The organism is Pantoea sp. 18069 (assembly GCF_902706035.1).
Classification (GTDB): domain Bacteria; phylum Pseudomonadota; class Gammaproteobacteria; order Burkholderiales; family Burkholderiaceae_C; genus Comamonas.
Genome location: NZ_CACSJA010000049.1, coordinates 1 through 26,589, shown reverse-complemented (window position 1 = coordinate 26,589; position 26,589 = coordinate 1). Strand labels below are relative to the sequence as shown.

29 protein-coding genes, 2 tRNA genes and 1 riboswitch are annotated in these 26,589 nt (G+C 65.7%); of the genes, 20 read left to right on the top strand and 11 right to left on the bottom strand.

Annotation, left to right across the window (positions count from 1 at the left end):
- Window positions 1-79: 79 nt before the first annotated feature.
- The 9 genes from GVL12_RS24080 to GVL12_RS24040 form a co-directional block, all read right to left on the bottom strand.
- The gene (locus GVL12_RS24080) at window positions 80-676 is read right to left on the bottom strand and encodes an ankyrin repeat domain-containing protein (RefSeq protein WP_159918089.1); all 597 of its coding nucleotides are present in this window, start codon (window positions 674-676) and stop codon (window positions 80-82) included.
- A 199-nt stretch (window positions 677-875) separates the two neighbouring features.
- On the bottom strand, window positions 876-1,433 hold the full coding sequence (locus GVL12_RS24075; RefSeq protein ID WP_159918088.1) for a pseudouridine synthase: 558 nt from the start codon (window positions 1,431-1,433) through the stop codon (window positions 876-878).
- A 120-nt stretch (window positions 1,434-1,553) separates the two neighbouring features.
- Window positions 1,554-2,921 carry a hypothetical protein gene (locus GVL12_RS24070; protein WP_159918087.1) on the bottom strand — a complete coding sequence of 456 codons (1,368 nt, stop codon included), beginning with the start codon at window positions 2,919-2,921 and terminating at the stop codon, window positions 1,554-1,556.
- A complete protein-coding gene (locus GVL12_RS24065) occupies window positions 2,918-3,799 on the bottom strand; it encodes an ABC transporter ATP-binding protein (RefSeq protein WP_159918086.1) in 882 nt (293 codons plus the stop codon). The genes GVL12_RS24070 and GVL12_RS24065 overlap by 4 nt, the downstream gene beginning before the upstream one ends.
- Window positions 3,799-4,194 carry a GntR family transcriptional regulator gene (locus GVL12_RS24060; protein WP_159918085.1) on the bottom strand — a complete coding sequence of 132 codons (396 nt, stop codon included), beginning with the start codon at window positions 4,192-4,194 and terminating at the stop codon, window positions 3,799-3,801. Before GVL12_RS24060 ends, GVL12_RS24065 begins: the two co-directional genes overlap by 1 nt.
- Before the next feature lie 143 nt (window positions 4,195-4,337).
- Window positions 4,338-5,276: a CysB family HTH-type transcriptional regulator gene (locus GVL12_RS24055; RefSeq protein WP_159918084.1), complete on the bottom strand. Its 939-nt coding sequence runs from the start codon at window positions 5,274-5,276 to the stop codon at window positions 4,338-4,340.
- A 91-nt stretch (window positions 5,277-5,367) separates the two neighbouring features.
- Complete coding sequence (locus GVL12_RS24050; RefSeq protein WP_159918083.1) at window positions 5,368-5,772, bottom strand: VOC family protein; 405 nt, start codon at window positions 5,770-5,772, stop codon at window positions 5,368-5,370.
- The gene (locus GVL12_RS24045) at window positions 5,769-5,957 is read right to left on the bottom strand and encodes a hypothetical protein (RefSeq protein WP_159918082.1); all 189 of its coding nucleotides are present in this window, start codon (window positions 5,955-5,957) and stop codon (window positions 5,769-5,771) included. The genes GVL12_RS24050 and GVL12_RS24045 overlap by 4 nt, the downstream gene beginning before the upstream one ends.
- Window positions 5,958-6,002: 45 nt before the next feature.
- Entirely contained in the window at window positions 6,003-7,025 is a 1,023-nt protein-coding gene (locus GVL12_RS24040; RefSeq protein ID WP_159918081.1) for a sulfate ABC transporter substrate-binding protein, read from the bottom strand.
- A gap of 137 nt (window positions 7,026-7,162) precedes the next feature.
- Between GVL12_RS24040 and GVL12_RS24035 the strand changes: the two genes are divergently transcribed.
- The 10 genes from GVL12_RS24035 to GVL12_RS23985 all read left to right on the top strand — a co-directional run bounded on the left by GVL12_RS24035 (window position 7,163) and on the right by GVL12_RS23985 (window position 17,696).
- A complete protein-coding gene (locus GVL12_RS24035; RefSeq protein ID WP_159918080.1) occupies window positions 7,163-7,438 on the top strand; it encodes an oxidative damage protection protein in 276 nt (91 codons plus the stop codon).
- Window positions 7,439-7,491: 53 nt separating this feature from the next.
- Window positions 7,492-7,584: riboswitch (glycine riboswitch) on the top strand.
- Window positions 7,585-7,822: 238 nt separating this feature from the next.
- On the top strand, window positions 7,823-8,434 hold the full coding sequence (locus GVL12_RS24030; RefSeq protein ID WP_159918094.1) for a trimeric intracellular cation channel family protein: 612 nt from the start codon (window positions 7,823-7,825) through the stop codon (window positions 8,432-8,434).
- 6 nt (window positions 8,435-8,440) lie between these two features.
- Window positions 8,441-10,543 (top strand): tRNA (5-methylaminomethyl-2-thiouridine)(34)-methyltransferase MnmD, encoded by a 2,103-nt coding sequence (gene mnmD / locus GVL12_RS24025; RefSeq protein WP_200844048.1) that lies wholly within the window; start codon window positions 8,441-8,443, stop codon window positions 10,541-10,543.
- Between the two features lie 290 nt (window positions 10,544-10,833).
- A complete protein-coding gene (locus tag GVL12_RS24015) occupies window positions 10,834-12,624 on the top strand; it encodes a nitrite/sulfite reductase (RefSeq protein ID WP_159918079.1) in 1,791 nt (596 codons plus the stop codon).
- A gap of 32 nt (window positions 12,625-12,656) precedes the next feature.
- Window positions 12,657-13,043 carry a DUF934 domain-containing protein gene (locus GVL12_RS24010; RefSeq protein WP_159918078.1) on the top strand — a complete coding sequence of 129 codons (387 nt, stop codon included), beginning with the start codon at window positions 12,657-12,659 and terminating at the stop codon, window positions 13,041-13,043.
- A complete protein-coding gene (locus tag GVL12_RS24005; protein ID WP_159918077.1) occupies window positions 13,043-13,837 on the top strand; it encodes a phosphoadenylyl-sulfate reductase in 795 nt (264 codons plus the stop codon). Before GVL12_RS24010 ends, GVL12_RS24005 begins: the two co-directional genes overlap by 1 nt.
- 41 nt (window positions 13,838-13,878) lie before the next feature.
- Window positions 13,879-14,811: a sulfate adenylyltransferase subunit CysD gene (gene cysD / locus GVL12_RS24000; RefSeq protein WP_159918076.1), complete on the top strand. Its 933-nt coding sequence runs from the start codon at window positions 13,879-13,881 to the stop codon at window positions 14,809-14,811.
- Window positions 14,811-16,142: a sulfate adenylyltransferase subunit 1 gene (locus GVL12_RS23995; RefSeq protein ID WP_159918075.1), complete on the top strand. Its 1,332-nt coding sequence runs from the start codon at window positions 14,811-14,813 to the stop codon at window positions 16,140-16,142. Before cysD ends, GVL12_RS23995 begins: the two co-directional genes overlap by 1 nt.
- 126 nt (window positions 16,143-16,268) lie before the next feature.
- Window positions 16,269-16,598: a ferredoxin FdxA gene (gene fdxA, locus GVL12_RS23990; protein ID WP_159918074.1), complete on the top strand. Its 330-nt coding sequence runs from the start codon at window positions 16,269-16,271 to the stop codon at window positions 16,596-16,598.
- 18 nt (window positions 16,599-16,616) lie between these two features.
- A complete protein-coding gene (locus GVL12_RS23985; RefSeq protein WP_159918073.1) occupies window positions 16,617-17,696 on the top strand; it encodes an NAD(P)/FAD-dependent oxidoreductase in 1,080 nt (359 codons plus the stop codon).
- A gap of 28 nt (window positions 17,697-17,724) precedes the next feature.
- Here the strand turns inward: GVL12_RS23985 and GVL12_RS23980 are convergent, their stop codons facing one another.
- On the bottom strand, window positions 17,725-19,101 hold the full coding sequence (locus GVL12_RS23980; RefSeq protein ID WP_159918072.1) for a GGDEF domain-containing protein: 1,377 nt from the start codon (window positions 19,099-19,101) through the stop codon (window positions 17,725-17,727).
- Window positions 19,102-19,343: 242 nt separating this feature from the next.
- Between GVL12_RS23980 and GVL12_RS26420 the strand changes: the two genes are divergently transcribed.
- Complete coding sequence (locus tag GVL12_RS26420) at window positions 19,344-19,700, top strand: hypothetical protein (RefSeq protein WP_200844047.1); 357 nt, start codon at window positions 19,344-19,346, stop codon at window positions 19,698-19,700.
- Window positions 19,701-19,786: 86 nt separating this feature from the next.
- Here GVL12_RS26420 and asd read toward each other — a convergent pair whose 3' ends face one another.
- Window positions 19,787-20,641, bottom strand: a complete 855-nt coding sequence (gene asd / locus GVL12_RS23970; RefSeq protein ID WP_159918071.1) for an archaetidylserine decarboxylase — start codon at window positions 20,639-20,641, stop codon at window positions 19,787-19,789.
- Between the two features lie 152 nt (window positions 20,642-20,793).
- Between asd and GVL12_RS23965 the strand changes: the two genes are divergently transcribed.
- The 9 genes from GVL12_RS23965 to GVL12_RS23925 all read left to right on the top strand — a co-directional run bounded on the left by GVL12_RS23965 (window position 20,794) and on the right by GVL12_RS23925 (window position 26,287).
- On the top strand, window positions 20,794-21,939 hold the full coding sequence (locus GVL12_RS23965; protein ID WP_200844045.1) for an HPP family protein: 1,146 nt from the start codon (window positions 20,794-20,796) through the stop codon (window positions 21,937-21,939).
- A 392-nt stretch (window positions 21,940-22,331) separates the two neighbouring features.
- The gene (infA, locus tag GVL12_RS23960) at window positions 22,332-22,580 is read left to right on the top strand and encodes a translation initiation factor IF-1 (RefSeq protein ID WP_159918070.1); all 249 of its coding nucleotides are present in this window, start codon (window positions 22,332-22,334) and stop codon (window positions 22,578-22,580) included.
- An 82-nt stretch (window positions 22,581-22,662) separates the two neighbouring features.
- Window positions 22,663-22,739, top strand: a tRNA-Pro gene (locus tag GVL12_RS23955).
- A gap of 314 nt (window positions 22,740-23,053) precedes the next feature.
- The gene (locus tag GVL12_RS23950) at window positions 23,054-23,320 is read left to right on the top strand and encodes a BrnT family toxin (RefSeq protein WP_159918069.1); all 267 of its coding nucleotides are present in this window, start codon (window positions 23,054-23,056) and stop codon (window positions 23,318-23,320) included.
- Window positions 23,307-23,648 (top strand): BrnA antitoxin family protein, encoded by a 342-nt coding sequence (locus GVL12_RS23945; protein ID WP_159918068.1) that lies wholly within the window; start codon window positions 23,307-23,309, stop codon window positions 23,646-23,648. Before GVL12_RS23950 ends, GVL12_RS23945 begins: the two co-directional genes overlap by 14 nt.
- A 390-nt stretch (window positions 23,649-24,038) precedes the next feature.
- Window positions 24,039-24,115, top strand: a tRNA-Pro gene (locus tag GVL12_RS23940).
- Between the two features lie 123 nt (window positions 24,116-24,238).
- Complete coding sequence (locus tag GVL12_RS26975) at window positions 24,239-24,502, top strand: type II toxin-antitoxin system HigB family toxin (RefSeq protein ID WP_159918067.1); 264 nt, start codon at window positions 24,239-24,241, stop codon at window positions 24,500-24,502.
- 39 nt (window positions 24,503-24,541) lie between these two features.
- Entirely contained in the window at window positions 24,542-24,868 is a 327-nt protein-coding gene (locus GVL12_RS23930) for a hypothetical protein (protein WP_159918066.1), read from the top strand.
- Window positions 24,869-25,240: 372 nt separating this feature from the next.
- Entirely contained in the window at window positions 25,241-26,287 is a 1,047-nt protein-coding gene (locus GVL12_RS23925) for a Fe(3+) ABC transporter substrate-binding protein (protein ID WP_159918090.1), read from the top strand.
- The last annotated feature ends 302 nt before the right edge of the window (window positions 26,288-26,589 follow it).

Here is a 26,589-nt window from a genome sequence, read left to right as displayed (position 1 = left end):
CCATCGAAGTCATCCGCCAGTACATCGAACAGCAGCAGACGCCGCATTAGCGCCGTGTAGGACGCCTACGGCGTCCGCACTATCCTTCCCCGCCCTGAAGGGCGAGGTTTGCCGCGCACGGGATCAACGCGGTAGCCCCAGACAGAGCGGCACAATTGACATGTTCATCACTGTTATCGGCTTCAAGCAAGGTTGCGAAAACTTCATGATCCTTCCCATTGACAGCAGCGCTGCTCGCCGCAATCATCAGAGCGGTGAATCCTTCATTTGTGCTTTTGATTTTAACATCAGCCCCTGCATTTATTAATGCATTCACCCCGCCGATCTTTCCAAGATCCGCAAAAACCATCAAAGGCGTATATCCACGCCAGTCTTTGATATTAACATCCGCGCCATTTCTAATAGCCGACTTCAACTTGACAAGGTCACGATTACTAACGGCATCCATAAGATTTTCATTTGCCTTAGCTTTGGCATCCAATGGAGGGTTGCCCGATGGCAGTTCACTTGTTTTGCTGGCATATACGCGCATTGCACTCTCCGGCTTGGTTAATGCTCCACCAAAAATAAAATATGCAAATACAAAATTGAAGTGCATCGACAGGCATCCCGCAACTCTGCCGATATTAGTGGCAAAAATTATCAACCAGTTCCATAGATAATTGCCCTCAATCAAAGCGTTTGGAAAATGAAGTGAAGGCTGACTGATTCGAAGCGGGCAAGGCCATGACCCGAGGTTGGAGACGCTCGACTTGTTTGCATAAATCCAATGAGTCCAGCCAATAGACCAAGCAAATGACGTCACGCACAGGTACCGCTCGCCGGGCGAGACCGGCCCGACGTTCATGACCCAGGTCTCGGGCGCGCTGTAAATTTCAGAACTGGATATCCGTGCGGCCAATCTCGCGCCACGCCCCCGGCGCCAGCCCGTCCAGCCGCAGATTAGCCATGCCCTGGCGCACCAGGCGCAGCGTCGGGTGGCCTATGGCCGCGGTCATCTTGCGCAACTGGCGGTTCTTGCCTTCGACGATGCGCACTTCAAGCCAGACGTCCTGCACCGACTTGCGCAGCCGCACGGGCGGCTCGCGCGGCGGCACCTCGGGCTGGGGGTCGAGCAGCGCGGCCGCGCAGGGCCTGGTCTGGTAGTCCTCGATGCGCAGGCCCGCACGCATGCGCTGCAACGCTTCCTCGGTAGGCACGCGCTCGACCAGTGCCCAGTAGGTCTTGGGCTTCTCGTTGCGCGGGTTGAGCAGGCGCTCGATCAGCGGCCCGTCGTCGGTCAGCAGCAGCAGTCCCTCGGAGTCCTTGTCCAGCCTTCCCGCGGGATAGACGCCCTTGGGCAGGCCGAACTCGGCAAGCGAACGCGCGCCATCTTCGGGCGTGAACTGGGACAGAACGCCGTAGGGCTTGTGGAACAGAAAATAGCGGGGCATCGGCAGCAAGGGCAGGAACGGGGCGCCGCGCGGCGGCGCTCCCGGGAAACAGGACGGCCATTGTCGCCCATGCAATGCACGGCGCGTGGGGACGCTGCGTGACCGGCGCAATGCTTTGCATCACCGCGCTGCGCCGCGCCGCTGAAGCCGCCAGAACACCAGCACGGCCAGCATGACCCAGCCAGCCCATGCCAGGCACCAATGCCCATTGACCGGGTTGGCATAGGCCAGCATATGGACATTGCTGCCTATCGCCAGCATGAGGCCCAGCGCGAGCGTGCCCGACCACCACCAGTTCAGGTTCTGCCCATGCCAGGCCAGCCATGCCGTGGCGCATCCCAGCAGCAGCATCGCGATGACCAGGCCCGCCCACCACGACAGCCACGCGGGACCGACCGCGTAGGCCAGGGAGGCGAGGAGCGCAAATGTGCCGCCCACCAGCGCCAGGCGCTCGCCCAGGCAGCGCAGGACCTGGCGCATCAGCGCGGCGGGCAGCTGCGCTGCCGGGGGCATGCCGGGCGTCAGCAGGAGTTCGGCCAGGCCTGCGCTTTGCGCGCGTCGCAACGCCATCAGTCTGGCGGCCGGTTTCAGCATGACCATGGGCAGGCTCCCGGCCATCATGGCGGCGAAGAAAACCCCGCCGCCTTCACTTTCAGGCCACCATAGCGCGGTGCCCACCAGCAGCGCGAACGCGCCCCCGAGAAACACCAGATAGGTCAGCCACTGGCCACGCCTGCCATAGAGTTGCCGCAGCGTCTGGCATGACGGCCCCAGGAACGCGGCGAGCAGGTCAAGCCCCGCTGCACGCGCAGCAGGACGCACCCGGCTTGCACGGTTTCCCGTGCGCTTGTGCGACCAGGACTGCTGCTGAAGAAGGGGCAGCAACTGCAGGGGCGAGCCGCCCAGCTCCACCCCGAACGGCGCCAGCAGCGCGGGCCGGGTGCGGCCCAGTTGCCAGCGCCAGGCCAGGCCCGACAGGCACAGCGCAAGCGCGCCGATCACAGTGCAGAACAGGGGGCTCACCACCGCATCCCAATCCGCCATGATGATGACCAGCGGAACAATCGGTATCGCCATCGGCATGCTCACGATCAGCATGCCTGCGGCCGACCCCAGCCACAGCGCAGCGACCAGCGCCGACGCCTCGACCCCCGCGGGCAAGCACCAGCCCAGGATGGACAGCGGCAGCGCCATGCTGGCTGCCAGATGCAGCAGCGCACCCCGCCACAGGGTGCGCCAGACCCCGGGCAGGCGCAGCGGCGCCATCTGGTAGACCAGCGCGCACAGGCGGCTGCCCAGCAACAGCCACCACCCCGCCGCGACCATTGCCGCGCCCTGCAGATAAAACCGCGGCGCTTCCTCATCCGGCAGGCGGCCTGCCAAGGTCAGCAGCCCCAGCGCGGCCACGCACAGCACCGCCCCCAGCGCGCTCGGCCAGGCACCCGGAAACACATGCCGCGCGAACGGCCAGCCGGTCTGCGCCTTCATGCCGCCAGCTCCACGAACAGGTCTTCGAGACCCAGTTGCTGGGTGCGCACTCCGGGGGGCCAGGCATCGGTGCGCCGGCGGCCCTCGTTGCGCACGACCAGCGCGCTGGCGCCATCCGCCAGAGGGCGGCGCGCAAGCTCGCCCGGCAAGGGCTGGGACGGCAGCGGTACCTGCGCGGGCCACAGCAGCCGGCTCAATTCATCCTTGATGTCATCCTGGGCCGCATGCAGGCGCAAGCGCCCTTGGTGCAGCAGCGCGATGTGCGATGCCACGCGCTCCAGGTCGGAAATGATGTGCGTGGAAAACAGCACGGTGCTGCCCTGTTCGCCCGCCAGATGCACGATCTCGCGCAGCAGCGCGCGCCGCGCCAGCGGATCGAGGGCCGAGGCCGGTTCGTCCAGCACCAGCAGACGCGGGCGAGGCGCCATGGCGCGAATGATCGCGACCTGCTGGCGCTCGCCCGGCGACAGCGTGACCAGGCGGCGGCGCGCATCCAGGTCCCAATCCTTTTGCAGGCGCGCAACCAGCTGGCTGTCCCATTGCGGATAAAGCCCCGCCACGAGGTCCAGCATGGCCCCCACCGTCAGCCAGTCGAAACCGTCGGGCCGCTGCGGCACATAGCCCAGCATCGCCTTGTCGGCATCGGCAATGGCGTGCGACGGCTTGCCGAACAGCCGGACCTCGCCATGATCCGCCTGCCGCAGGCCCAGCAGACATTCGAGCAGCGTGCTCTTGCCTGCGCCATTGCGGCCCAGCAGGCCCAGGACGGTGCCGGGCGCCACGCGCAGCGAAACATCCTCCAGCACCGCATGCCGTCCATAGGCTTTGCCAAGCCCTTGCGCCTGCAGCAATGCCGCCGGCGTGATCTCTGCCCTCATCAGGACTTCCTTTCATTGTTCATCATCTGCTGCAAGGCCTCGATCACCTGTTCGGCGGGCAGGTCCAGCTCCCGCGCCTGGCGCGCCACATCGCGCAGCGACGGCGCCAGCGCGGCGATCCGCTCGGCGATGGTCTGCGCGCCGTGCGCCCGGCTGGAGATCACCATGCCCTTGCCGCGCTGGCGCTCGAGCACCCCCTGGGCTTCCAGCTGCGCATAGGCCTTGGAAACCGTCATGGGATTGACGGCATGAACGGCCGCCACATCGCGCACCGAGGGCAGGCGCGTACCGGGCGGGCACTGGCCCGCCGCGACCATGCGCATGACCTGCCCGACGATCTGGCGGTAGATCGGATCGGGAGAGCTGGGTGCTATGTAAAAGGCCTGCGCGTCCATGTGTATCAGTATAGCAATACACCAAGCGTGAGCCAATGAAAAACGCCGCTCAAGGCGGCGGATTCGATGCAAGGCGGCTGCGCCGCCAGAGTGTCAGGAAGAACGACGCAGCAAGCCGGGCTTCTCAGAACGTGTTCACGTTCTCAGTCCATGCTGCGCGTGACTTCCAATGCCTGGGCCACCACATCGCGCGTGAGCGTGGGCACAAAGCTTTCGATGAAGTGGAAGGCGTAGCCGCGCAGCCAGGCCCCCCGGCGCAGGCCCAGTCGCGTGAGGTTGACTTCGAACAGATGACCGGCGTCGAGCAGGCGCAGATGGCGGTCGCGCTCGGCATCGACCGCGATCGACGCGACGATGCCCACGCCCATGCCCAGTTCCACATAGGTCTTGATCACGTCGGCGTCCATGGCCGTCAGCACCACATCGGGCGCCAGGCCTTCGCGCGCGAAGGCTTCGTCGATATGCGCGCGGCCCGTGAACCCCTGCTCGTAGGTGATGATCGGGTGCTGCACCAGTTGCTCCAGCGTCAGCGGCCCTTCGATGTCGAGCAGCGCATGGCCCGGCGGCACGACGATGCTGTGCGTCCAGCGGTAGCAGGGCAGCGTGACGAGTTCGTCATGGGTGCCCAAGGCCTCGGTTGCCACGCCGATGTCGGCTTCGCCGCTGAGCAGCATCTGCGCGACCTGCTGGGGCGAACCCTGGTGCAGGTGCAGCACCACCTGGGGAAAGCGGCTGCGGAAATCGCGCACCACCTGCGGCAGCGCATAGCGCGCCTGCGAATGCGTGGCCGCGATCGACAGCCGGCCCTGGTCGCTGGTGCTGAAGTCCAGGCCCGCGCGACGCAGGTTGTCGGCCTCGAACAGCAGCTTCTCGACAATGGGCATCAGGCTTTCGCCCGGTGGCGTCAGCCCCGTGAGACGCTTGCCCGCGCGCACGAAGATCTGCACGCCCAATTCTTCCTCGAGCTCGCGGATCTGGCGGCTCACGCCGGGCTGCGAGGTATAGAGGGCCTGTGCGACCTCGGTGAGGTTGAAGCCCCGGCGCACGGTTTCACGCACCGAGCGCAATTGCTGGAAATTCATGCCACTGACCTATTTTCTTCGGGCGTTTGCTTGCCGCAGAGATTGCGGCATGCGCGCCGCCTGCGCGCATCGTTGTGAAAAAAGGCCCGGCTCAGGCCAGCGCCAGCGCGCTTTCCCGGCGCTGGGGCGCCGCAGCGGCCCGGGCTTCGAGAAACTCGAGCTGATTGCCGGCCGGGTCCTTGAGGTAAAAGCGCGCAAAGCCCGCCAGGCCCTGGTTTTCGACCAGGGGCAGTTGCGCGGCCAGCAGGCGCTGGCGCAGCGCAGGCAGGTCCTGCACTTCGAAGGCGAGGTGCGACACCGCCGGCAGCGGCTGCCATTGCGCGACCCCCACGAGATCGATGCGCTGGCCACCGGCCGCGAAGTGCAAGGCCGCGCCTTCGGCCTGCTCGCCCGGCAGCTCGCTCAGGCCCAGCAGGTCACGGTAGAAATGCCGCATCGCCGGCGCGTTGCCCGCGCGGAATGCAAGTTGCAGATGATGGACTCCACGGATGCTCATGCTGCCCCCACCGCCGCGCCGCAGCCGCTGGTACGCACCAGGCTGCGCAGCGCAATGCGCCGCACCCGCTGGCGCGACCGCACTGGCGCAATCAGGTTCCAGCTGGCCGCCGTGATGGCAATCAGCTGCAATGCAGGCGTCAATGGGGCCACGCCACGGGCGGCAGACTTGAGGCAGGTGTTCATGGAAGCTCTCCTTGCGGCGCCGACCGGGGTCGGCGCCGTATGCGCTTACTTGCGGGTATAGATCTGGTCGAAGCTGCCGCCGTCGGCGAAATGCGCCTTGTCGGCCGCGGCCCAGCCGCCGAAGGCCTGGTCAATCGTCACCAGCGTCAGCTTGGGGAAGGTGCTGGCGAACTGCGCCTTGGCTTTTTCCGAGGTCGGACGGTAGAAATTGCGGCCCGCGATTGCCTGCGCCTCCTCGGAATACAGGAACTTCAGGTATTCCTCGGCGGCGGCACGCGTGCCGCGCTTGTCGACCACCTTGTCGACCACGGCCACCGAAGGCTCGGCCAGGATGGAGATCGACGGCACGACGATGTCGAACTTGTCGCGGCCAAATTCCTTGAGCGCCAGGAAGGCTTCGTTTTCCCAGGCCAGCAGCACATCGCCGACGCCGCGCTGCACGAACGTCATGGTCGAGCCGCGCGCGCCGGTGTCGAGAACCGGCACGTTCTGGAACAGCTTGCCGACGAATTCCTTGGCCTGGGGCTCGCCGCCGTACTTGCGCTTGGCGAATTCCCAGGCCGCGAGGTAGTTCCAGCGCGCGCCGCCCGAAGTCTTGGGGTTGGGCGTGATCACCTGCACGCCGGGCTTGACCAGATCATCCCAGTCCTTGATGGCCTTGGGGTTGCCTTTCTTCACCAGGAACACGATGGTCGAGCTGTAGGGCGCGGAGTTGTGCGGCAGGCGTTTTTGCCAATCGGCATTCACCTGGCCACCGTTCTTGGCCACGGCGTCGATATCGCCGGCCAGCGCCAGCGTCGCGACATCGGAATCGATGCCGTCGATGATGGAGCGCGCCTGCTTGCCCGAGCCACCGTGCGATTGCTTGATAGACACCGTCTGGCCGGTCTTGGCCTGCCAGTGCTTGGCGAACGCCTGGTTGTACTCCACGTACAGCTCGCGCGTGGGGTCGTAGGAAACATTGAGCAGTGTCAAGGACTGGGCCATGGCCGGGCCCGCCGTGAGTGCAAGGCTGGCAGTCAGCGCGAGCAGGGCTGGAAACTTGATAAAGTGGCGGCGAATTGTCATTTGGGCCTCGAAAAGGTTGCGGTAAGCGCTTGGACGCTGCTGAACGCATTCTGAAACCGACCCATCAAAACTTAAACCAATAAGATTTCAGTTCGTTATACCTAAAACATCTGAAGTCAGCACAAGGACCCTCCCCCATGGCACGTACCGTTCACTGCATCAAGCTCGACAAGGAGGCCGAGGGCCTGGATTTCCCCCCTTATCCGGGCGAACTGGGCAAGCGCATCTGGGAAAGCGTGAGCAAGGAAGCCTGGGCGGGCTGGCTCAAGCACCAGACCATGCTGGTCAACGAAAACCGCTTGAACCTCGCCGATGCGCGCGCCCGCCAATACCTGGCACGCCAGATGGAAAACCATTTCTTCGGCGGCGGCGCGGATGCCGCAGTCGGCTACGTGCCTCCGACCGACGCGTAAAGCGCAAACTGGGCCGCATGCATTGACGGCCCCTGGTCAGGACGGGATAATCGCGTCTTTCTGCGGGAGAGCAAGGCGTTTCATGCGCCTTCGCCGAAGGCGCAAACTCCCATAATCGCTCAGGCACCCGGAACCGCAGAAATCGTTCGCCAACTGGAGAGAAGTCGGGGCGCGGCCTGCCGCGCTGCCGACTCACCGAAGGGGCAAGCGCCCCTGGCTCGCAAGCGGCTGGGAGCGCCCAAACTCTCAGGTACAAAGGACAGCGGGAGAGGCGTATCGGCACCGTCGCAGGACGGGCCGGTTTCCACCGAGACTTTTTGCGTGTCCTCTTCCCTTTCCGCTCTCAGCGCCATCCAGCCTTCGCAGGCGTCCCCCATCGACACCATGCTGGTGATCTACCTCGTGGCGATCACCGCCGAAGCCATGTCCGGCGCGCTGGCCGCGGGCCGGCGCAACATGGACATTTTTGGCGTGGCGGTGATTGCCTTCGTCACCGCCCTGGGCGGCGGCACCATACGCGACATGGTGCTGGGCCATTTCCCCATAGGCTGGACCCAGCACCCCGAGTACGTCTATCTGGTCATTTCCGCGGGGCTGCTGACCACGCTGATCGCGCGCCATCTGCTGCGCCTCAAGCAATTGTTCCTGCTGCTCGACGCCATGGGGCTGATCGCGTTCTCGCTGATCGGCTGCAACGTCGCGCTCGGGCTCAACTACCCGCTGGTCGTGGTCATCATCTCGGGCATGCTCACCGGCATCAGCGGCGGCATACTGCGCGACGTGCTGTGCAACCAGGTGCCGGTGGTGTTCCGCCGCGAACTCTATGCCAGCGTGTCGCTCGCGGTCTGCGTGCTGTTCCTGCTGCTGCAGCACTTCGAGGTGGCCACCGGCATCAGCACCGCGGTCTGCTTCGCCGGCGGCCTGGCGCTGCGCATGCTGGCCATACGCTTCAAATGGCGACTGCCCACGTTCTCCTACCAGCAGCGCTGGGAATGACGCCCGATGTCCGAAGCAATTGACTGGCTGCCCGACGGCACGCCCTACAGCCCGCGCTTTTCCGACCGCTACCACAGCGAGAACGGCGGACTGGACCAGGCGCGCCAGGTGTTCTTCGCGGGCTGCGGCCTGCCCGCGGCCTGGGCCAACGCGCCGCAATGGCGCATTCTCGAAACCGGCTTTGGCTTCGGGCTCAACTTTCTCGTCACCTGGGCCGCGTGGAAGGCCGACCCGGCGCGCCCGCGCCTGCTGCATTTCGTCTCCATAGAAGCCTGGCCGGTCACGGCCGGCGACATGCGCCGCGCCATGCCGCAGGACCCGGCGCTGCGCCCGCTGGCCGAGCAGCTTGCGGCGCAGTTCTGGGGCCTGCTGCCCGGCGTGCACCGGCTGTCGTTCGAGAACGGCCAGGTGCAGCTCACGCTCTATATCGGCGATGCCCAGGCCCAGCTGCGCCAGCAGATGCCGACCGCCGACTCGGTCTACCTCGACGGCTTCAGCCCCGCGCGCAACCCCGGGATCTGGGATGCGCAGACGCTCAAGGCGGTGGCGCGCTGCTGCCGCCGCGGCACGCGCCTGGCCAGTTGGACGATTGCGCGCGCGGTACGCGACGCGCTGGCCGAAAACGGCTTCGAAGTCAGAAAGACGCCGGGCGTTCCCCCTAAGCGCGACAACCTGCAGGCGCTGTTCAGTCCGCGCTGGGAGCCGCGCCGGCGCAGCGACCCGTGGACGCAGCCGCCAGCCTTGCCCCCCGCTGAGGCGCGCCAGTGCATCGTGATCGGTGGCGGAATCGCCGGCGCATCGGTCGCCTTCCAGCTCGCCCGGCGCGGCTGGCAGGTCGATGTGCTCGACCAGGCCGAGCAGCCCGCCGCGGGCGCCTCGGGCCTGCCCGCGGGCCTGTTCGCGCCCCATGTGTCACCCGACGACAGCCTGCTGTCGCGCCTGTCGCGCAGCGGCGTGCGCGCCACGCTGCAGCAGGCCCGGGCCCTGCTCGTGCCGGGCCAGGACTGGCAGCACTGCGGCGTACTCGAGCACCGCGTGGAAAGCAGCGACGGCCTGATCGGCCTGCCGCGCGAATGGCAGCTCGAAGGCCTGTCCGCCGCTGCGGCCGGCGCGCGCCCGCATCCCGGTCACGACTGGAGCCACCCCGCCGACGCCGCGCAGCGCGCGCTCGCCGGCCTGGAAGGCTCGGAAGCCGCCTGCTGGCATGCGCAGGCCGGCTGGATACGGCCGGCGCAACTGGTGCGCGCCCTGCTGGCCCAGCCCGGCATCCGCTGGCAGGGCCAGCGCCGGGTCGCGCAGCTGCGCCGCGACGATGCCACATGGCAGGTGCTGGACGCCCAGGGCCAGCTGCTGGGCCAGGCGCCGCTGCTGGTGATTGCCGGCGGCCATGGCAGCGACCAACTGCTGCCCGCGGGCTGGCCGCTGCAGCGCATACGCGGCCAGGTGTCCTGGGGCGAACAGGCGAATCTGCCCGAAGGCACGCTGCCGCCCTTCCCGGTCAACGGCAAGGGCAGCCTGGTGCCGCAGATTCCGCTCGATGCGTTAAATCAGTCACCCATATCCCTTGCACCGCTCGCAGCCAACGAAACTGGCGTGTCCCAGCAAAGGGGCAGCGAGGAAGGGCCGCCCCGCACCGAGGCTGCCGCCCCTGAGCCGGGCGCCCCCCTCCACCGAAGGTTGAGAGGGGGAAGCGGTGCTAGCCGCTCAGGGGGTGCCGTCCATACAGGCTGGTTCATGGGTTCTACGTTTGAGCGTGACACCGACACCTTGCCGCCATCGCCCGCAGACCAGGCCGCGGCCCATGCGGCCAACGCCCAGCGGCTGCAGGCCTTGCTGCCCGCCAAGGCGCCGGCGCTTGCCCCCGCATTTGCGGCCACGCCCCATCTGTGGGCCGGCGTGCGCCTGGCCGCGCTCGACCGCCTGCCGCTGGTCGGCCCGGTCGACCCGTTGCACCAGCCCGGCCTGTGGACCTGCACGGCCATGGGTGCGCGCGGCATCACGCTGGCGCTGCTGTGCAGCGAACTGCTGGCCGCGCGCCTGCACGACGAACCGCTGCCGCTGGACGCCAGGCTCGCGCAGGCGCTGTCAACGCATCGCCTGTCCGCCTGATTCGCCCCCAGGGCCGGGCCCTCGAACCGGGCGAAGCGCGCCCCCCCAAACCGCCGCCAGCCCGCGCCAGTGCTTGTGCATAAGCTTATTCGCATAAAGGAAGCACAAAACAATAGTTTGCCCGCGGTCCATACCCGCCTACATTTCCCAGCATGCATGCATCGAGCGCCCTCCCCACAAACGCCGCACGACGGCGTAGTGCGCTCGCGCGACTTTCCTGCATTTGCGCCCGCCCGCTGGAGGCCCCTCGCGGCCCGGCAGGGCTTCACCGGTTTTCGCACTGAACCGCCATGTACCAATACACCCCCTTTGACCAGGAATTCGTGAAGCTGCGCGCCGATCAGTTCCGTGACCAACTCGAACGCTGGCAGGCCGGCACGCTGCCGGAAGACGACTTCCGCCCGCTGCGCCTGCAAAACGGCTGGTATGTGCAGCGCTACGCGCCCATGCTGCGCGTGGCCGTGCCTTACGGCGAAATCGCCAGCCGGCAGATCCGCGTGCTCGCGCGCATCGCCCGGGAATACGACGAGCCCGAAGCCGAAGTCTTCAGGACCGCGATGGAAGGCCAGGGCCTGCTGGGCACGACTTTCCTGCCCAAGAACTGCGCCCACTTCACCACGCGCACCAATGTGCAGTTCAACTGGATTCCGCTGGCCAAGGCCGCCGATGTGATGGACCTGCTGGCCAGCGTCGACCTGCACGGCATCCAGACCAGCGGCAACTGCATACGCAACACCACCACCGACGCACTGGCCGGCGTGGCCGTCGATGAAATCGTCGACCCGCGCCCCTACGCCGAAATCCTGCGCCAGTGGACCACGCTGCACCCCGAATTCGCTTTCCTGCCGCGCAAGTTCAAGATCGCGATCAGCGGCGCTGCGGAAGACCGCGCCGCCACGGGCTGGCACGACGTGGGCCTGCACCTGGTGAAGAACGATGCCGGCGAAATCGGCTTCAAGGTGTTTGTCGGCGGCGGCATGGGCCGCACGCCGGTGATCGCCACGCAGATCCGCGCGTTCCTGCCCTGGAACCAGGTGATGAACTACATCGAGGCCATCGTGCGCGTCTACAACGAGCACGGCCGGCGCGACAACAAGTACAAGGCGCGGATCAAGATCCTCGTCAAGTCCGAAGGCCAGCAGTACATCGACGACGTGGAAGAGGAATACCGCCAGATCGTGGAGATCGATGGCGGCCCGCACACCATTCCCCAGGCCGAGCTCGACCGCGTCAAGGCCTGCTTCGTCGACCCGCAGCTGCCCGACCTGCCCCAGCTCACGCCCGCGCAGATCGAGCAGTCGCTGCTGAGCCACGCCGCAGCCCACCCCGCGTTCTCGCGCTGGCTGTCGCGCAACGTGCACCCGCACCGCAATCCCCAGCTGCGCGCCGTCACGCTGTCGTTCAAGCGCCCCGGCCAGTCGCCGGGCGACGCCACGGGCGAGCAGCTCGACGCGCTGGCCGCGCTGATGGACCGCTTCTCGTCGGGCGAAGCCCGCGTGACCCATGACCAGAACGTGCTGCTGCCCTGGGTGCCCGTGGGCGAGCTGTTCGCGCTGTGGCAGCAAGCCCGCGCGCTGGGTCTGGCCAGCGCCAACGTGCAGCTGCTGACCGACATGATCGCCTGCCCCGGCGGCGACTTCTGCTCGCTGGCCAACGCGCGCTCGCTGCCGATTGCCGAAGCCATCACCCAGCGCTACCAGGACCTCGACGAACTCGACGACATCGGCCCCATCGACCTGCACATCAGCGGCTGCATCAACAGCTGCGGCCACCACCACAGCGGCCACATCGGCATCCTGGGCGTCGACAAGGACGGCAAGGAGTGGTACCAGGTCACGCTGGGCGGCTCGGACGGCTCGCTGCTGTCGGGCGCGTCGGTCGCGGGCAAGGCCATAGGCCCGTCGTTCTCGGCGGCCGAAGTGCCCGACGTGATCGAAGCCGTGCTCGCCACCTACCGCGACCAGCGGACCAGCGGCGAACGCTTCCAGGACACGGTGCGCCGCCTGGGACTCGACCCCTTCAAGGACGCCGGCAAGGCCGCGCGCCACCCCGCTCCCGTTGAAGCCGAAGCCACGGCCTGAGTTCCCGGTCCACAAAAAATCCGCTCGAGACGATGAAAATCCTAGCTTCCCACGAACACCAGGCCCCCGCCGAGGGCGACGCCAGCCAGGTGGCGCTGGCCAACGATGCCGACGCCATGGCGCTGTCGCTCGACGGCGTGACGCGCATCGACCTGCACTTTCCGCAGTTCACCGACGGCCGGGCCTTCAGCCAAGCCTACCTGCTGCGCCGCCGCCGCGGCTTCGCGGGCGAGTTGCGCGCCACCGGCGATGTGCTGATCGACCAGCTGGTGCAGATGCAGCGCACCGGCTTCAGCAGCGCCGTGCTGCGCGCCAATGTCGATGCCTCGGCCGCACAGCGCCAGTTCGACCGTTTCTCGCGCTTCTACCAGGGCGACGCGGTGCACACCGCGCCCATCTTCGCGCCGCAGGAGGATTGATGTCCGCCACCACCAGCTCCCTGCTGCCCGCGGCCTCAGGCGCGGCCGGCGCCGGCGCGCCCCGCCAGGCCGTGCGCAGCAATGCGCGGGCCAGCAGCGACTTCGCGGCAAAGCAAGCGCGGACCGAGCAGTTGCTGCGCCAGGCCGCGGCCCATGGCACCAGCCTGGGCGACGTGACCCAGGCCTCGAGCCTGGGCGCCGAGGATGTGGTCATCACCCATCTGATCAACGCGCTGGCGCTCGACATTCCGGTGTTCGTGCTCGATACCGGCGCGCTGCACACCGAAACGCTGGCCCTGCTCGAGCGCACAGAAGCCACGTCGCGCGCCGACGTGCAGGTCTATCGCCCGCGCCACGAACAGGTGATCCAGTTCGTGCGCACCCAGGGACAGGACGCGATGTACCGCAGCCTGGAGCTGCGCAAGCAATGCTGCGGCATACGCAAGATGGAGCCGCTGGCGCGCGCGCTGGCCGGCCGGGCCGGCTGGATCACCGGCCTGCGCCGCGAGCAGTCGAATGCGCGCGCCGACGTGCCCGCGATAGACACCAGCGAAGTCGAGACCAGGGGGCTGACCAAGTTCAACCCGCTGGCCGACTGGACCTGGGGCGATGTCTGGCACTACATCGCCCTCAACGACGTCGACTACAACCCGCTGCACGACCAGTTCTACCCTTCCGTCGGCTGCGCTCCCTGCACCCGTGCCATCAGCCTGGGCGAGGACTTCCGCGCCGGCCGCTGGTGGTGGGAAGACGAGACGGCCAAGGAATGCGGCCTGCACGTCAAGGCCGCCTGAATCCCGCACCCGCCCCCAAGACATTGCTCCCAAGGTTTTGCATGAACGCCCCCATTGCCTCCCATGTGCTGACCCAGCTCAGCAACCAGCACCTCGATGCGCTCGAAGAGGAAACCATCTTCATCCTGCGCGAAGTGGCCGCCACTTTCGAGCGCCCGACCCTGCTGTTTTCCGGCGGCAAGGATTCGCTGGTGATGCTGCGCTGCGCCGAAAAGGCGTTCGGCGCGGGCCGCCTGCCCTATCCGCTGCTGATGATCGATACCGGCCACAACTTCCCTGAAGTCACGGCCTTCCGCGACCAGCGTGCCAAGGAACTCGGCGCCGAGCTGATCGTGCGCAATGTAGAGGACTCTATGGCGCGCGGCACGGTGCGCCTGGCCCACCCCGGCGAATCGCGCAACGTGCACCAGTCGGTGACGCTGCTCGAGGCGATCGAGGAATTCCGCTTCGACGCGCTGATCGGCGGCGCGCGCCGCGACGAAGAGAAGGCGCGCGCCAAGGAGCGCATCTTCTCGCACCGCGACAGCTTCGGCCAGTGGCAGCCCAAGGCCCAGCGCCCCGAGCTGTGGACGCTGTTCAACACCCGCATCGCGCCGGGCGAGCATTTCCGCGTGTTCCCCATCAGCAACTGGACCGAACTCGACGTCTGGCAATACATAGAGCGCGAGCAGATCGCGCTGCCCTCGATCTACTACACGCACGAGCGTGAAGTCGTCGAGCGCCGCGGCCTGCTGGTGCCCGTGACGGAGCTGACCCCGGCGCGCGACGGCGAAGAGGTGGTGGTCCGCGACGTGCGTTTTCGCACCGTGGGCGACATCACCTGCACCTGCCCCGTCGAAAGCACGGCCGCGAGCGCTGCCGACATCGTGATCGAAACCCTGGCCGCCGACGTGAGCGAACGCGGCGCCACGCGCATGGACGACAAGACCAGCGACGCGTCCATGGAAAAGCGCAAGAAGGAAGGTTACTTCTAATGACAAGCACTGCATTCACTTCCCCGGCCCCCGACACCGCGTCGGCGCTGCGCTTCATCACCTGCGGCAGCGTCGATGACGGCAAGAGCACGCTGATCGGCCGCCTGCTGGTCGACAGCAAGTCGGTGCTGCAGGACCAGCTCGCGGGCGTGCAGCGCAGCGGCGAGACCGATCTCGCGCTGCTGACCGACGGCCTGTCGGCCGAGCGCGAGCAAGGCATCACCATCGACGTCGCCTACCGCTACTTCGCCACGCCCACCCGCAAGTTCATCATCGGTGACGCACCCGGCCACGAGCAGTACACACGCAACATGGTCACGGCCGCGAGCAGCGCCGACGCCGCCGTGGTGCTGGTCGACGCGACCAAGCTCGACTGGCGCTCGCCCGATCTGGCCCTGCTGCCCCAGACCCGCCGCCACAGCCTGCTGGTGCACCTGCTGCGCGTGCCTTCGCTGGTGTTCGCCGTCAACAAGCTCGACGCCGTCGAAGACCCGGCGCTGGCCTTCGCCCATATCCAGACCGCGCTCGAGCGCTTCGCCGCCGCCGCGGACATCCGCGTCGCGGCCACGGTGCCGGTCTCGGCGCTCAAGGGCTGGAACGTGGTCAGCCCGCATGAAGGCTGGTGCGGCTACCGCGGCCCCAGCCTGCTGCAATGGCTCGAAGGCCTGCCCGGCACGCCCGCCGACACCGCGCTGCCCATGGCCTTGCCCGTGCAGTGGGTGGAGAAATTCTCCTCGTCTGCCGACACCTCCCAGGGCCGGCGCGTGTTCTGGGGCCGGCTGGGCGCAGGGCACCTGCAGGTCGGCCAGAGCGTGCAGATCTTCCCCAGCGGCCAGACCGCGCTGGTCGCCCAGGTGCTCGACCATGCACGCCGCCCCGGCGATGTGAGCGCCGGCCACAGCGCGGGCGTGGTGCTCGACCGCGAAGTCGATGTCTCGCGCGGTGACTGGATCCTGGCGGCAAGCGTTGCAGCCCCCGTGGCCGACGATGATTTCGACGCGCTCGAAGCCGCCCCCGTGGGACGGCGTGATCTCACGGCCACCGTCGCCTGGATGGACGACGAGCCGCTGGTGCCCGGACGCGTGTACCTGGCGCTGCACGGCCACCGCTGGGTCAAGGCCAAGGTGCGCCGCGTGGTCCACCACCTCGACATCCACACGCTGGCCGAAGAGCCCGCGGCCAACCTGCAGGCCAACGCCATCGGCGTGGTCGAGCTGGCCCTGCAGGAACCCCTGCCGCTGCGCGCGTTCAGCGAAGCGCGCATTCAAGGAGCGCTGATCCTGGTCGACACTGCCAGCCACAAGACCGCCGCAGCCGCCCTTGCACATTGAGTTGCCGGCGCAGCGTTCGGGAGTGATACCCCGACGCTGCGCTTTCCTCATTGCGCACTGCGCCCACGAATCGGCCCAGTGAAATAAAATCGGCTCAGTACTGACCCTATAACTCCAAAGTTCCTCATGACTCACGTCGTTTCCGAAAACTGCATCCAGTGCAAATACACCGACTGCGTGGACGTATGCCCCGTGGACTGCTTCCGCGAAGGCCCGAACATGCTGGTCATCGACCCGGATGAATGCATTGACTGCGCAGTCTGCATTCCCGAGTGCCCGGCGAATGCGATCTTTGCCGAAGAGGACGTGCCACCCGATCAGCTTGCGTTCATCAAGCTCAATGCCGAGCTGTCGCTGGCTGCCGGCTGGAAAAGCATCACCAAGCGCAAGAACCCGCTGCCCGAGGCCGACGAATTCAACGGCCAGCCCGGCAAGATCGCCGCGCTGCAACGCTGATCGGTTCACGAGCCCCTGATGACAGCCCGCGCCGCCGCCCCTGCACCCGACACCGTATCCGCCATTGACACCGATGCGGTGGTGATAGGCGCGGGCCCGGCCGGCCTGTTCCAGGCGTTTCAGCTGGGCCTGCAAGGGCTCAGCGTGCATATCGTCGACGCCCTGCCCCACGCAGGCGGCCAGTGCGCCGAGCTCTATGCCGACAAGCCTATCTATGACGTGCCCGGCATCCCGGTCTGCACGGGTCGCGAGTTGGTCGCGCTGCTGCGCGAGCAGCTCGCGCCCATCCAGCCGCAATGGCATCTGGGCACCCAGGTGCAGGCGCTTGAAACGCTGGCCGACGGCCGCTTCCTGCTGACCACAACTGCCGGCACGCAACTGCGCGCGCGCTGCGTGTTCATTGCCGCCGGCGTGGGCGCATTCGTTCCGCGCACGCTCAAGATAGCCGGCATCGAAGCCCATCTGGGCCGCCAGCTGTACTACCACCCCACCGAAGTCGAGGTCGCCGAAGGCCGGCAGATCGTGGTCCATGGCGGCGACGAAGACGCGGTGGCCGCGGCCCTGCGCTGCGCCGACGATCATCCCGCGGCGCGCGTCACGCTGCTGCACCGCCGCGATGTCTTCCAGGCCGCGCCCGAACTGCTCGCGCGCCTGCAGGCGTTGCGCGACGCCGGCCGCATCACGGTGGTCGCGGCCCAGATCAACGGCATCGAGGAAGACGACGGCCGGCTTACTGCGCTGCTGCTCACCGACCCGCAGGGCGCGGCCCAGCGCCTGGCGCTCGACCAGCTCTGGGTCTATCTGGGCATTTCACCGCGCCTGGGCCCCATTGCCGACTGGGGCCTGGCCATGGAGCGCAAGCAGCTGCTGGTCGATGCCGCGACCTTCTCGACCAGCCAGCCCGGCATCTACGCCGTGGGCGACATCAACCACTACGCGGGCAAGCGCCGGCTGATCCTGTGCGCCTTCCATGAAGCCACGCTGGCCGCGTTCGCCGCGGCCGAGCTTGTGAGCGGCGCCAAGGTCGCGCTGCAATACACGACCACCAGCGCAAGGCTGCACGCCATCCTGGGCGTCGAGCATCCGGGCGCGTCCTGACGGCACCGGCGCGGCGCCGTCAGCCGCGTCAATTCCCGGCGCGTTCGACGCGGTTGCGGCCCGCATTCTTGGCGGCGTACAGCGCCTGGTCCGACTTCCGCACGGTGTACTCATAGTCCGGGTGACCGTCGTGCATCGCCACGCCTATGCTGACCGTGACCTGCACGCGGCCATCGCCCGGCAGGCGAAACGGCTCTTTTTCCACCTGCGCACGCAGCCGCTCGGCCAGCGCCAGCGCGCGCGCTTCGTTGATGTCCACGAGCAGCAGCAGGAATTCCTCGCCGCCCAGGCGGAAGGTGTAGTCGCCGGCGCGACAGGTGCCCGACAGAATGACCGCGAACTGCTGCAGCACCAGATCACCGCCTTCATGGCCGAAGCGGTCGTTGATCTGCTTGAAATGGTCCACGTCCAGCGACAGCACGGCGAAATTCGCCTTGCGCTCGCGGCAGTAATCAATCTCCCGGCGCAGCACCACGGGCAGGAATTTGCGGTTGAGCAGCCGCGTGAGCACGTCGCGGCCCGCGTCGAGTTCGCGGTTCCGCTCGAACAGCGCGTCGAGGTGAAACGCAATGGTCTGCGTATGCTCGTGCAACGAGCGCAGCTGCTGCAAGCGCCCCTGGACATGGGCTTGCCCATCGAGCGCCGGCAGCAGCCGCTCGTCGATCAGGTCCATGGTCTCGAGAATCAACGTGGTTTCGCCCGTGCCGCGAAACGCATGCGCGCCCTTGTGGCGAAACCACAGGCCGAAGTCGCAAGCGCCTATGCGCGGCAGGTGCTGCGCCGAAAGCCCCATCGCGAGGTCAAACATCAGCCGGTTCTCCCAGTCGAGCACGGCCGCGCGCTGGCGCTCGCGCTCGGCGCTCATGTCCTGCGCCACCGCATGCAGCCGGTAGGCCTCCTGGGCGCGCGCGCTGCGGTCATGGGAGCGCGAATAGGCCTGGCTCATGATCTCCATCGCGATATCGATCACGGCCTGGCCGTAGGCCCAGGCCTGCAGTTGCAGCGGCGCGTCCTCGCCCAGCGTGCGTGCCAGCAGCGTGCCCAGGCCCCGCTTGAGGCTGCGCGCGCCGCGCAGCACCAGATGCACAGGCACATCGATGCGCGCATGCACTTCACCGATCTTGACCTGGCGGGCCACGCGCTGCGCGAGCTGCTCGAGCGTGCCGGTGCTGAACACTTCGCCCACCCATTGGCACATCGACTGGTGCAACCGCACGCGGACCTGCTCGTGCGTCAACAGCGCCGAAGCCGCATCATCCTTGAGCATCTCGGCGTAAAAATGGCTGGCCAAATCCTTTTGGTGCGTAAAGGCGAGCTGCTCGATGCAGTCCCGCGCGGCCGGGGGCGCGCAGTCTTGCAGCGCATGCCAGTCGTGACTGAGCTGCTCAATGGAAATTTGGGGCATGGGGTAAAACGGCTGGGCGGCATCCCGTGCGCATCCGGACGGAGGGTCTGCGGCGGGCCGGGAAAAAGAAAATCCACGAATCCGGCGTATCTTACCGGCTGCAGACACGCAAAATGACACCCGCAAGACCCTCTTTCCACACCGGGCCGCTGGACACTCTCCTCCTTGGCGATAGAGTGCGATAGGCCCTCAACTTTTCCCGCCGCCTGTCGATAACTAGCTTATTTGCCCAGACTGCGCCTATGCAATCCCTCACTATTTCACCGGAAACCGCTGCGAATGCAGCCGCTGCCTCGGCAGCCGCCGATGGGGCGGGCGTCGATACGCCGGGCGTCGATACGCCGGGCGTCAACACGCAGGGCTCCTGCGCCCCCGTTCAGGCGCGCAGCTTCACGTTCGAGATGCCGCTGTTTCGACCCGGCGTGGAAGTCCAGGAGGGCGGACGCACCGAAACCGTCAGCCATGTGATACTGCGGCGGCGCGAAATGATGGTCTATCTCGTGGGCCGCGAAGACCCCGTGCGCCCCGAGCGGCTGCGGCTGCAGCCTTCACGCTTCACCACCGCGCGCCGCACGGAAGGGCTGAACTGGTTTCTTTGATCCCCTGAGGGAGATGGCCCCCTCGGTGCGGGGGGCCGCCTGGGTGCGGCCCTTCCTCGCTGCCGCCAAGCCGGGGCACGCCAGTTTCAGGAGACTTCTGCGCGCTCGGCCATGGCCTCGCCCAGGCGCACGGCGCTGCCCGCCTGCCACAGCACATTGAACTGCAGGGGCTGCCTGGGCATCAGCAGCACCACCGTCGAGCCCAGCAGGAAACGGCCCATTTCCTCGCCCTGGCGCAGCAGCGGGCCGTCCTGCCCGTACTGCCAGCGCCGGATTTCGGCGCTGCGCGGTGGATTGACCTGGCCGTGCCAGACGGTCGCCATGCTGCCGACGATGGTCGCGCCCACCAGCACCATCACGAACGGGCCGGCGGCGGAATCGAACACGCAGACCACGCGCTCATTGCGCGCGAACAGCCCGGGCACGGCGCGCGCCGTGACCGGATTGACCGAGAACAGGTCACCGGGCACATAGACCATTTCACGCAGCCGGCCGTCGCAGGGCATGTGGATGCGGTGGTAGTCGCGCGGGCTCAGGTAGATCGTCGCGAAGTGGCCGCTGTCGAACTCGGCGGCCAGCTTGGGGTCGCCGCCCACCAGCGCCTGGATCGAATAATGGTGGCCCTTGGCCTGGAAGATCTGGTCGCCGGCGATGGCGCCCAGCTGGCTCACCGCTCCGTCGACGGGGCAGACCCACGGCGCCCGGGCCTGGGCGCGCACGCCGGCGCGCAGGCTGCGCGTGAAGAACGCGTTGAAGGTCTCATAGCTCGCGGGATCGGGGTTCTCGGCCTCGGCCATGTCGACCTTGTAGCGGGCGATGAAACGCTCGATCACCCAGGTGGTCAACCAGCCTACCCTGGCACTCGCCAGCCGGCCCATGAGGGCCGTGAGCGCCTGCTTGGGCAATAGATATTGGGGAAGCACGGCAAGGCGATCAGACACAGATTGGTTTCCAGATGATTCAGGGCAAGCTGGGCATTCTAGCGACGCATTCGGGCCATTGCCCATACGGATTGGCCCACCCCTGCACGCTTGCGCGCGCGTTCGCCGCCCGCTTTGCTATCCTGGGGACCACTGCACTTCCTGTCCTGCCCGTGCCAGCATCCCAGCCCCCCGCCTCCACCGCCCCCTCCGGGCGCCCGTCCCCGCTGCGCCAGCTGCTGCAGCGCCTGGTGCCCCACTCCGTCGGCATCGACACCAAGGAAGCCGCGCGCATGGTGCTCGGCGTCATGCTGGGCCTGCTGATCACCGGCTTCCTGAGCCGCTGGTGGGCCGGCAGCGGCAACGACTCGTGGATGATTGCCTCGCTCAGCGCCAGCGCCGTGCTGCTCTTCGGCATGCCCGCCAGCCCCCTGGCCCAGCCCTGGCCCGTGATCGGCGGCACCGTGCTCGCGGCGCTGGTCTCGACAATGTGCCGGCTGCTCGTGCCCGACATGGTGTGGGCCGCGGCGCTGGCCGTCGGCGTGACGCTCGCGGGCATGCTGCTGCTGCGCTGCTTTCACCCGCCGGGCGTGGGCATGGCGGCGTTCGTGGTGCTCGAGCACAGCAACGGCCTGGAGCTGCTGGTCTTTCCGGTGCTGTTCAACATCCTGGTGCTGCTGGCCTGCGCCATCGTCTACAACCACGCGACCGGCAAGCCCTACCCGATGCGCCGCAACGCGGCCAGCGGCCAGCACTTCCAGAAATCCGACCTCGACGCCGCGCTCGAACAGTACAACCAGGTGCTGGACATCAGCCGCGCCGACCTCGAAGGCCTGCTGCATCTCGCGGGCCGCGCCGCATTCCAGCGCACGCTGGGCGACCTGCGCTGCGCCGACATCATGTCCACGCCGCCGCTGGCCGTCGAGGCCGACGTCTCGCTGCGCCAGGCCTGGGCCTTGATGCGGCAGAAAAACATCAAGGCCCTGCCCGTGGTCGATGCCGGGCACCAGGTGCAGGGCATGCTGTCCCAATCCGACTTCATGCGCACCACGGCGCTCGAATCGCCCGAAGGCTGGAGCCAGCGCCTGCGCAAGCTGGTCGCGATAGGTGCAAAAAAGCCACAAACCGTGGGCGATCTGATGAGCGCGCCAGCGCAGACCGCCTTCGTGGACCAGCAGGTCATGGAGCTGATTCCGCTGTTCTCTGCGGGCGGCCACCACCATTTGCCGATTGTCGACGCCGAGCAGCGGCTGGTCGGCGTGATCACGCAAACCGATCTGGTGCGCGCACTGGCGTCGGCAATCACGCCCACACCCTAGCCCTAGCAGGCACGGCGCGGGATCCTCTGCATAAACCTCGCGAGACGGAGGTAGTGCGGATCGGGATGGGCCGCAAGGCGTCTTTTTGCAGCCAATAGCGGTGCTATTGGCAAGAAAAGCAACGCAGCGGACCGCCCGAGCCGTGCGGCCAACGGCCGCAGGGATTTGTGCAGAGGATCCCTAGGGGTTACAATCTGGGAGATTGCGTACAGCGCGCCCCGCCTGTGCGAATGAAGCCGTTTTCCGGCCTTCTGACCGCTGTGCGCCTGGAGTGCAGCGGCTTACACCGCCTGCCATGCACAGTACTTCAGTGGCCCCGACGGGTCGGTGCATGCTGCTGTGTCCTCCCCCACAGGCGCAGTGACCCAGATTTATATGAGAGATTGAGAAACATGGCCAAAGAAGAATTGATTGAAATGCAAGGCTCCGTCACGGAAGTCCTGCCCGACTCGCGCTTTCGCGTGACGCTGGAAAACGGACACCAGTTGATCGCCTACACCGGCGGCAAGATGCGCAAGCACCACATCCGCATCCTGGCCGGCGACAAGGTGTCGCTGGAAATGTCCCCCTACGATCTGACCAAGGGTCGCATCACGTTCCGCCATCTGGCAGGCCGTGGCCCGGGTCCTTCGCCCCGCTAAAAAGGGGGGCCGCGCATTATTTTTGAATTATTTTTGAAAATTCAAAAAAGTGCACCGGAATCCCTCTTAGAATCCTTTTTGTCGGAGCGTAGCGCAGCCTGGTAGCGCATCTGCTTTGGGAGCAGAGGGTCGCGAGTTCGAATCCCGCCGCTCCGACCATTATTCCCAAGTTATGACAGTGACTTAGACAAAAAGCTGAAGTCCTGGACCAAAGCAAAATGTCTAGCCCTTTTGGGTACTGCCTAACTTTTGAGCCAGACGAAAAAGGCACTGCAAGGATAAAACCTCGCAGTGCCTTTTTTCTTTGCGTCTTCGGCCTTCCCTCCCCCATCTCGACATACCCCCGCTTTCCGGCCATCCGGCAGAGACACAATTGCTGCCAGCGCGATTGATGCGCACGCGCCGCCAGCTTTTGCGCGCCCGTGAGGCTCTTGCATTTGCCAACGTCATTTTTTTGTTAGTACAATTAATTCATGCACTACGATTTCGACCCCAGCCAAGCTGGCCGTCAACGTCGCCAAGCATTGGTTCGGTTTAGTGCTGCTAACGACTTCGAATGGGAAACGGCTGTCGTGCGCATTGACAACCGCAATCGCTACGGCGAGTCTCGCTTCGTGGCCATGGGCTACATCGCCCTGAGGCTGCACACGATGGTGTTTGTCTTGCGTGAAACCAGCGTGCGAATCGTCAGCCTACGCAAGTCCAACCGCACAGAGGAGCGTGCTTATGCCAAAACTTAAGGCAGGCCATATCAGTCCATCCGCCGAGGAAGATGCCATCATCGGCAAGGGCATCGCCGCCGATGCCGACAACCCTGAATGGACGCCGGAAGACTTTGCTGGCGCAAAGCCCGCGCATGGGTTTTTCGGCCCCGACACGTACCAAGCGCTGACAAAGATACGCCGCAAGCCCGGCGAGCGTGGTGCACAAAAGACCGCAACCAAAGTGGCCACCACCATCCGCCTGTCCCCGGAAGTCTCTGCTGCATTCCGCGCCTCCGGGCCTGGCTGGCAAACGCGCATTGACGAGGCACTCAAGGACTGGTTGCGCACCCATCGCCCCGCCTGATAGCCGACCGACCCGGCGCTAGCTTTTGCTGCAAAAGACGCCCGTGAAAAGTAAGCACGCGGCGATCCCATGTTGACCGTTGCCAGCCACCCAGGTATTTATCAGGAGTCGGCGGCCTGCCAGCGATGCAGCAGCAATTCCACGATCCGGCTGGCCCGGTGCGCGGGCAAGCGCGTGAGCACGTCCTTCAGATATCCGTTCCACCCAGTCACAGACCACTGGCTACGTCCGCCACAAGCTCACAATCCGCGTCGGCGCGACACGCTAAATCGTCTAACTTGTATCCCACGCTCAGAGGCAAGGTGTGGGTCCATGGCAGCTCCAAAGTTAGACAAATTTAATCCGTCCGAACCTTTTCAACCTCCAGAACCCCCTTAGAATCCTTTTTGTCGGAGCGTAGCGCAGCCTGGTAGCGCATCTGCTTTGGGAGCAGAGGGTCGCGAGTTCGAATCCCGCCGCTCCGACCAGTGATTCAAGGCCTTGGCTAGAAATAGCCAGGGCCTTTTGTCCATCTGGAATCACAGTGTCTGCCCTTCGAGTTTTGCAGCCCCCCGGAACCCGGAGCGGCAGCAGCCAACCCAAAGCACCTTATGGTGCTTTTTTGCCCCCTCCTCCAGTGGCATCACTACCGCCCGATCAGCCGCACCATACCGGCAAGTGGATGCCGGCCACATTCGAGAACCGCCGAATCCTGCAAAGGGAATGACTACCGCTTGGCCGTCGCCGTGGCCTACAAGATGGAGTACGTCTTCATCAAGTTCGTCGGCACGCACAAACAATACGATGCAGTCGATGCCGCAACCGTAGGCCCCCTATGCCGATCCCGGGTCCGGACCTGTTGCGCAAAAACGTAACGACCTGATACGCTGACGGTTTTACCTCTATGCGAACCCATGAAAAAGACACTCCTACTCTTGGTCGCCTGCGCCGCACTGGCCGGATGCGCCACAAAAAACTACGGTCGCCAAGGGGATGTGACCTCCTACGAAAAGCAAACGATGACATGCCGCGAAATTGAACTGGAAACGGCAAAGGTGCACGGCTATCTTGAGCATATCGAAAAGGAAAGCCAGTTCGACGGCCGGTCTGTGCTCTCCTTCTTGGGAGACTTCGGCATCGGGAACACCATGGAGAAGAACGCGGCGCTTGAGGCTGCAAACAAGCGGCTTGCACAGCTCCAAGCCGCCAAGACTGCGAAGAACTGCGCCGCAGGAACGTAAGTCGCCTAGCGCAACGGGGTCAATGCGCGCCATCACAAACCACCTTCGGGTGGCTTTTTTACGCCCGCCTGCAGCCGGTCGAACACAGGGATCCAACGACTTCAGGAGATCGGACGGCCGCGCCCCAGGTACTCCGCCATCTGATCCAGCTTCAGAACGGGAACAAGCCGCGATGACCTTTTGCCGATCAGCGCCCCGGTGTTCCAGCCGGGCCTCGGCGCGGGCACTCAAGATAACAGGAAGATGACAGATGCTGAAGCACCAGCCAGGGGTAATGAAGGCGCGAATAATTCTCAATTGATAATCACATCTTTTGCTGCCGTCGCCCATGCCGACGGCTCGTGTTTGTCGATTCCATCGCAGGATGCACCTATGAAGTTCAGTCGGATTCCAGTTGTTCATTGTTTCGCGCGCTCGGGTATCTGGGCGGCAGCCGCAGTCTTTGCCGGCGCTGCCATGGCGGCCGATGAAGTCAACCTGTACACAACGCGCGAACCCGCGTTGATCCAGCCGTTGATCGATGCCTTCATCAAGCAGGAGGGCGACATCAAGGTCAACACCGTGTTCGTCAAGGACGGCCTGCTCGAGCGGGTGAAGGCCGAAGGCGCGCGCTCTCCTGCCGATGTCTTGATGACCGTCGACATCGGCAACCTGGTGGATCTGGTGGATGGCGGCATCACGCAGCCTATCCAGTCGGCCACGCTGGAGTCCGTGCTGCCAGCGAACCTGCGGGATGCACAAGGCCATTGGTTCGCGCTGTCGCTGCGCGACCGCGTGCTGTACACCGAGAAGGATTTGCCCATCACCAGCTTTACCTACGAAGAACTGGCCGATCCCAAGTGGAAGGGGAAAGTCTGTATCCGCGCCGGGCAGCATCCCTACAACACGGCGCTGATCGCCGCCAAGATCGCGAACGATGGCGCAGCAGAGGCCGAGCGCTGGCTGCGCGGCGTGAAAGCCAATCTTGCGCGCAAGGCCGCCGGCGGAGACCGGGACGTGGCGCGCGACATCCTGGGCGGCATCTGCGACATCGGTATCGCCAATTCGTACTATGTCGGCCAGATGAAGAATGCGGCCGCCGGCACCGACAATCGCAAGTGGGGCGACGGCATCAAGGCCATCCGGCCGACGTTTGCCAAGACGGGTGGCACCCATGTCAACGTCTCCGGTGCGGCGGTGGCCAAGCACGCGCCGAACCGGAACAATGCGGTCAAGCTGCTCGAGTTCCTGGTGTCCGAGCCGGCCCAGGCCATGTATGCCCGCAGCAACTACGAGTACCCGGTCCGTGCCAACGTTCAGCAAGACCCGGTCATGTCCGCGATGGGTCCGATGAAGATCGATTCGCTGTCTGTCGTGGAAATCGCCAAGCATCGCAAGCAGGCCAGCCAGTTGGTCGACAAGGTCGGATTCGACAACTGAGAACGTGTTCACGTTCTGAGCCCGGCAGCATCCTGCCGGGAATTTCAGCGGAATTTTTGACATGGCCACCTTCGGATGGCCATTGTCTTTGGCATATCCGCGGCGGGTTGTCGGCAAGGAGAAGGTGAAGAAATGCGGATTTTCGTTTTGAGTGAAGGTTGCCGGTGCTGAGGGCCATCCCTTTCAAGGTCTTTTCCCCGAAGCCTGTTTAAGCACACGAGCAGTGGAGACATGTGAGCGGGCGATGCGGCCATCGACATAGCCTTTGGCCTGAGCAGCCTTGGGCTTGCGCTTGGAGGTCG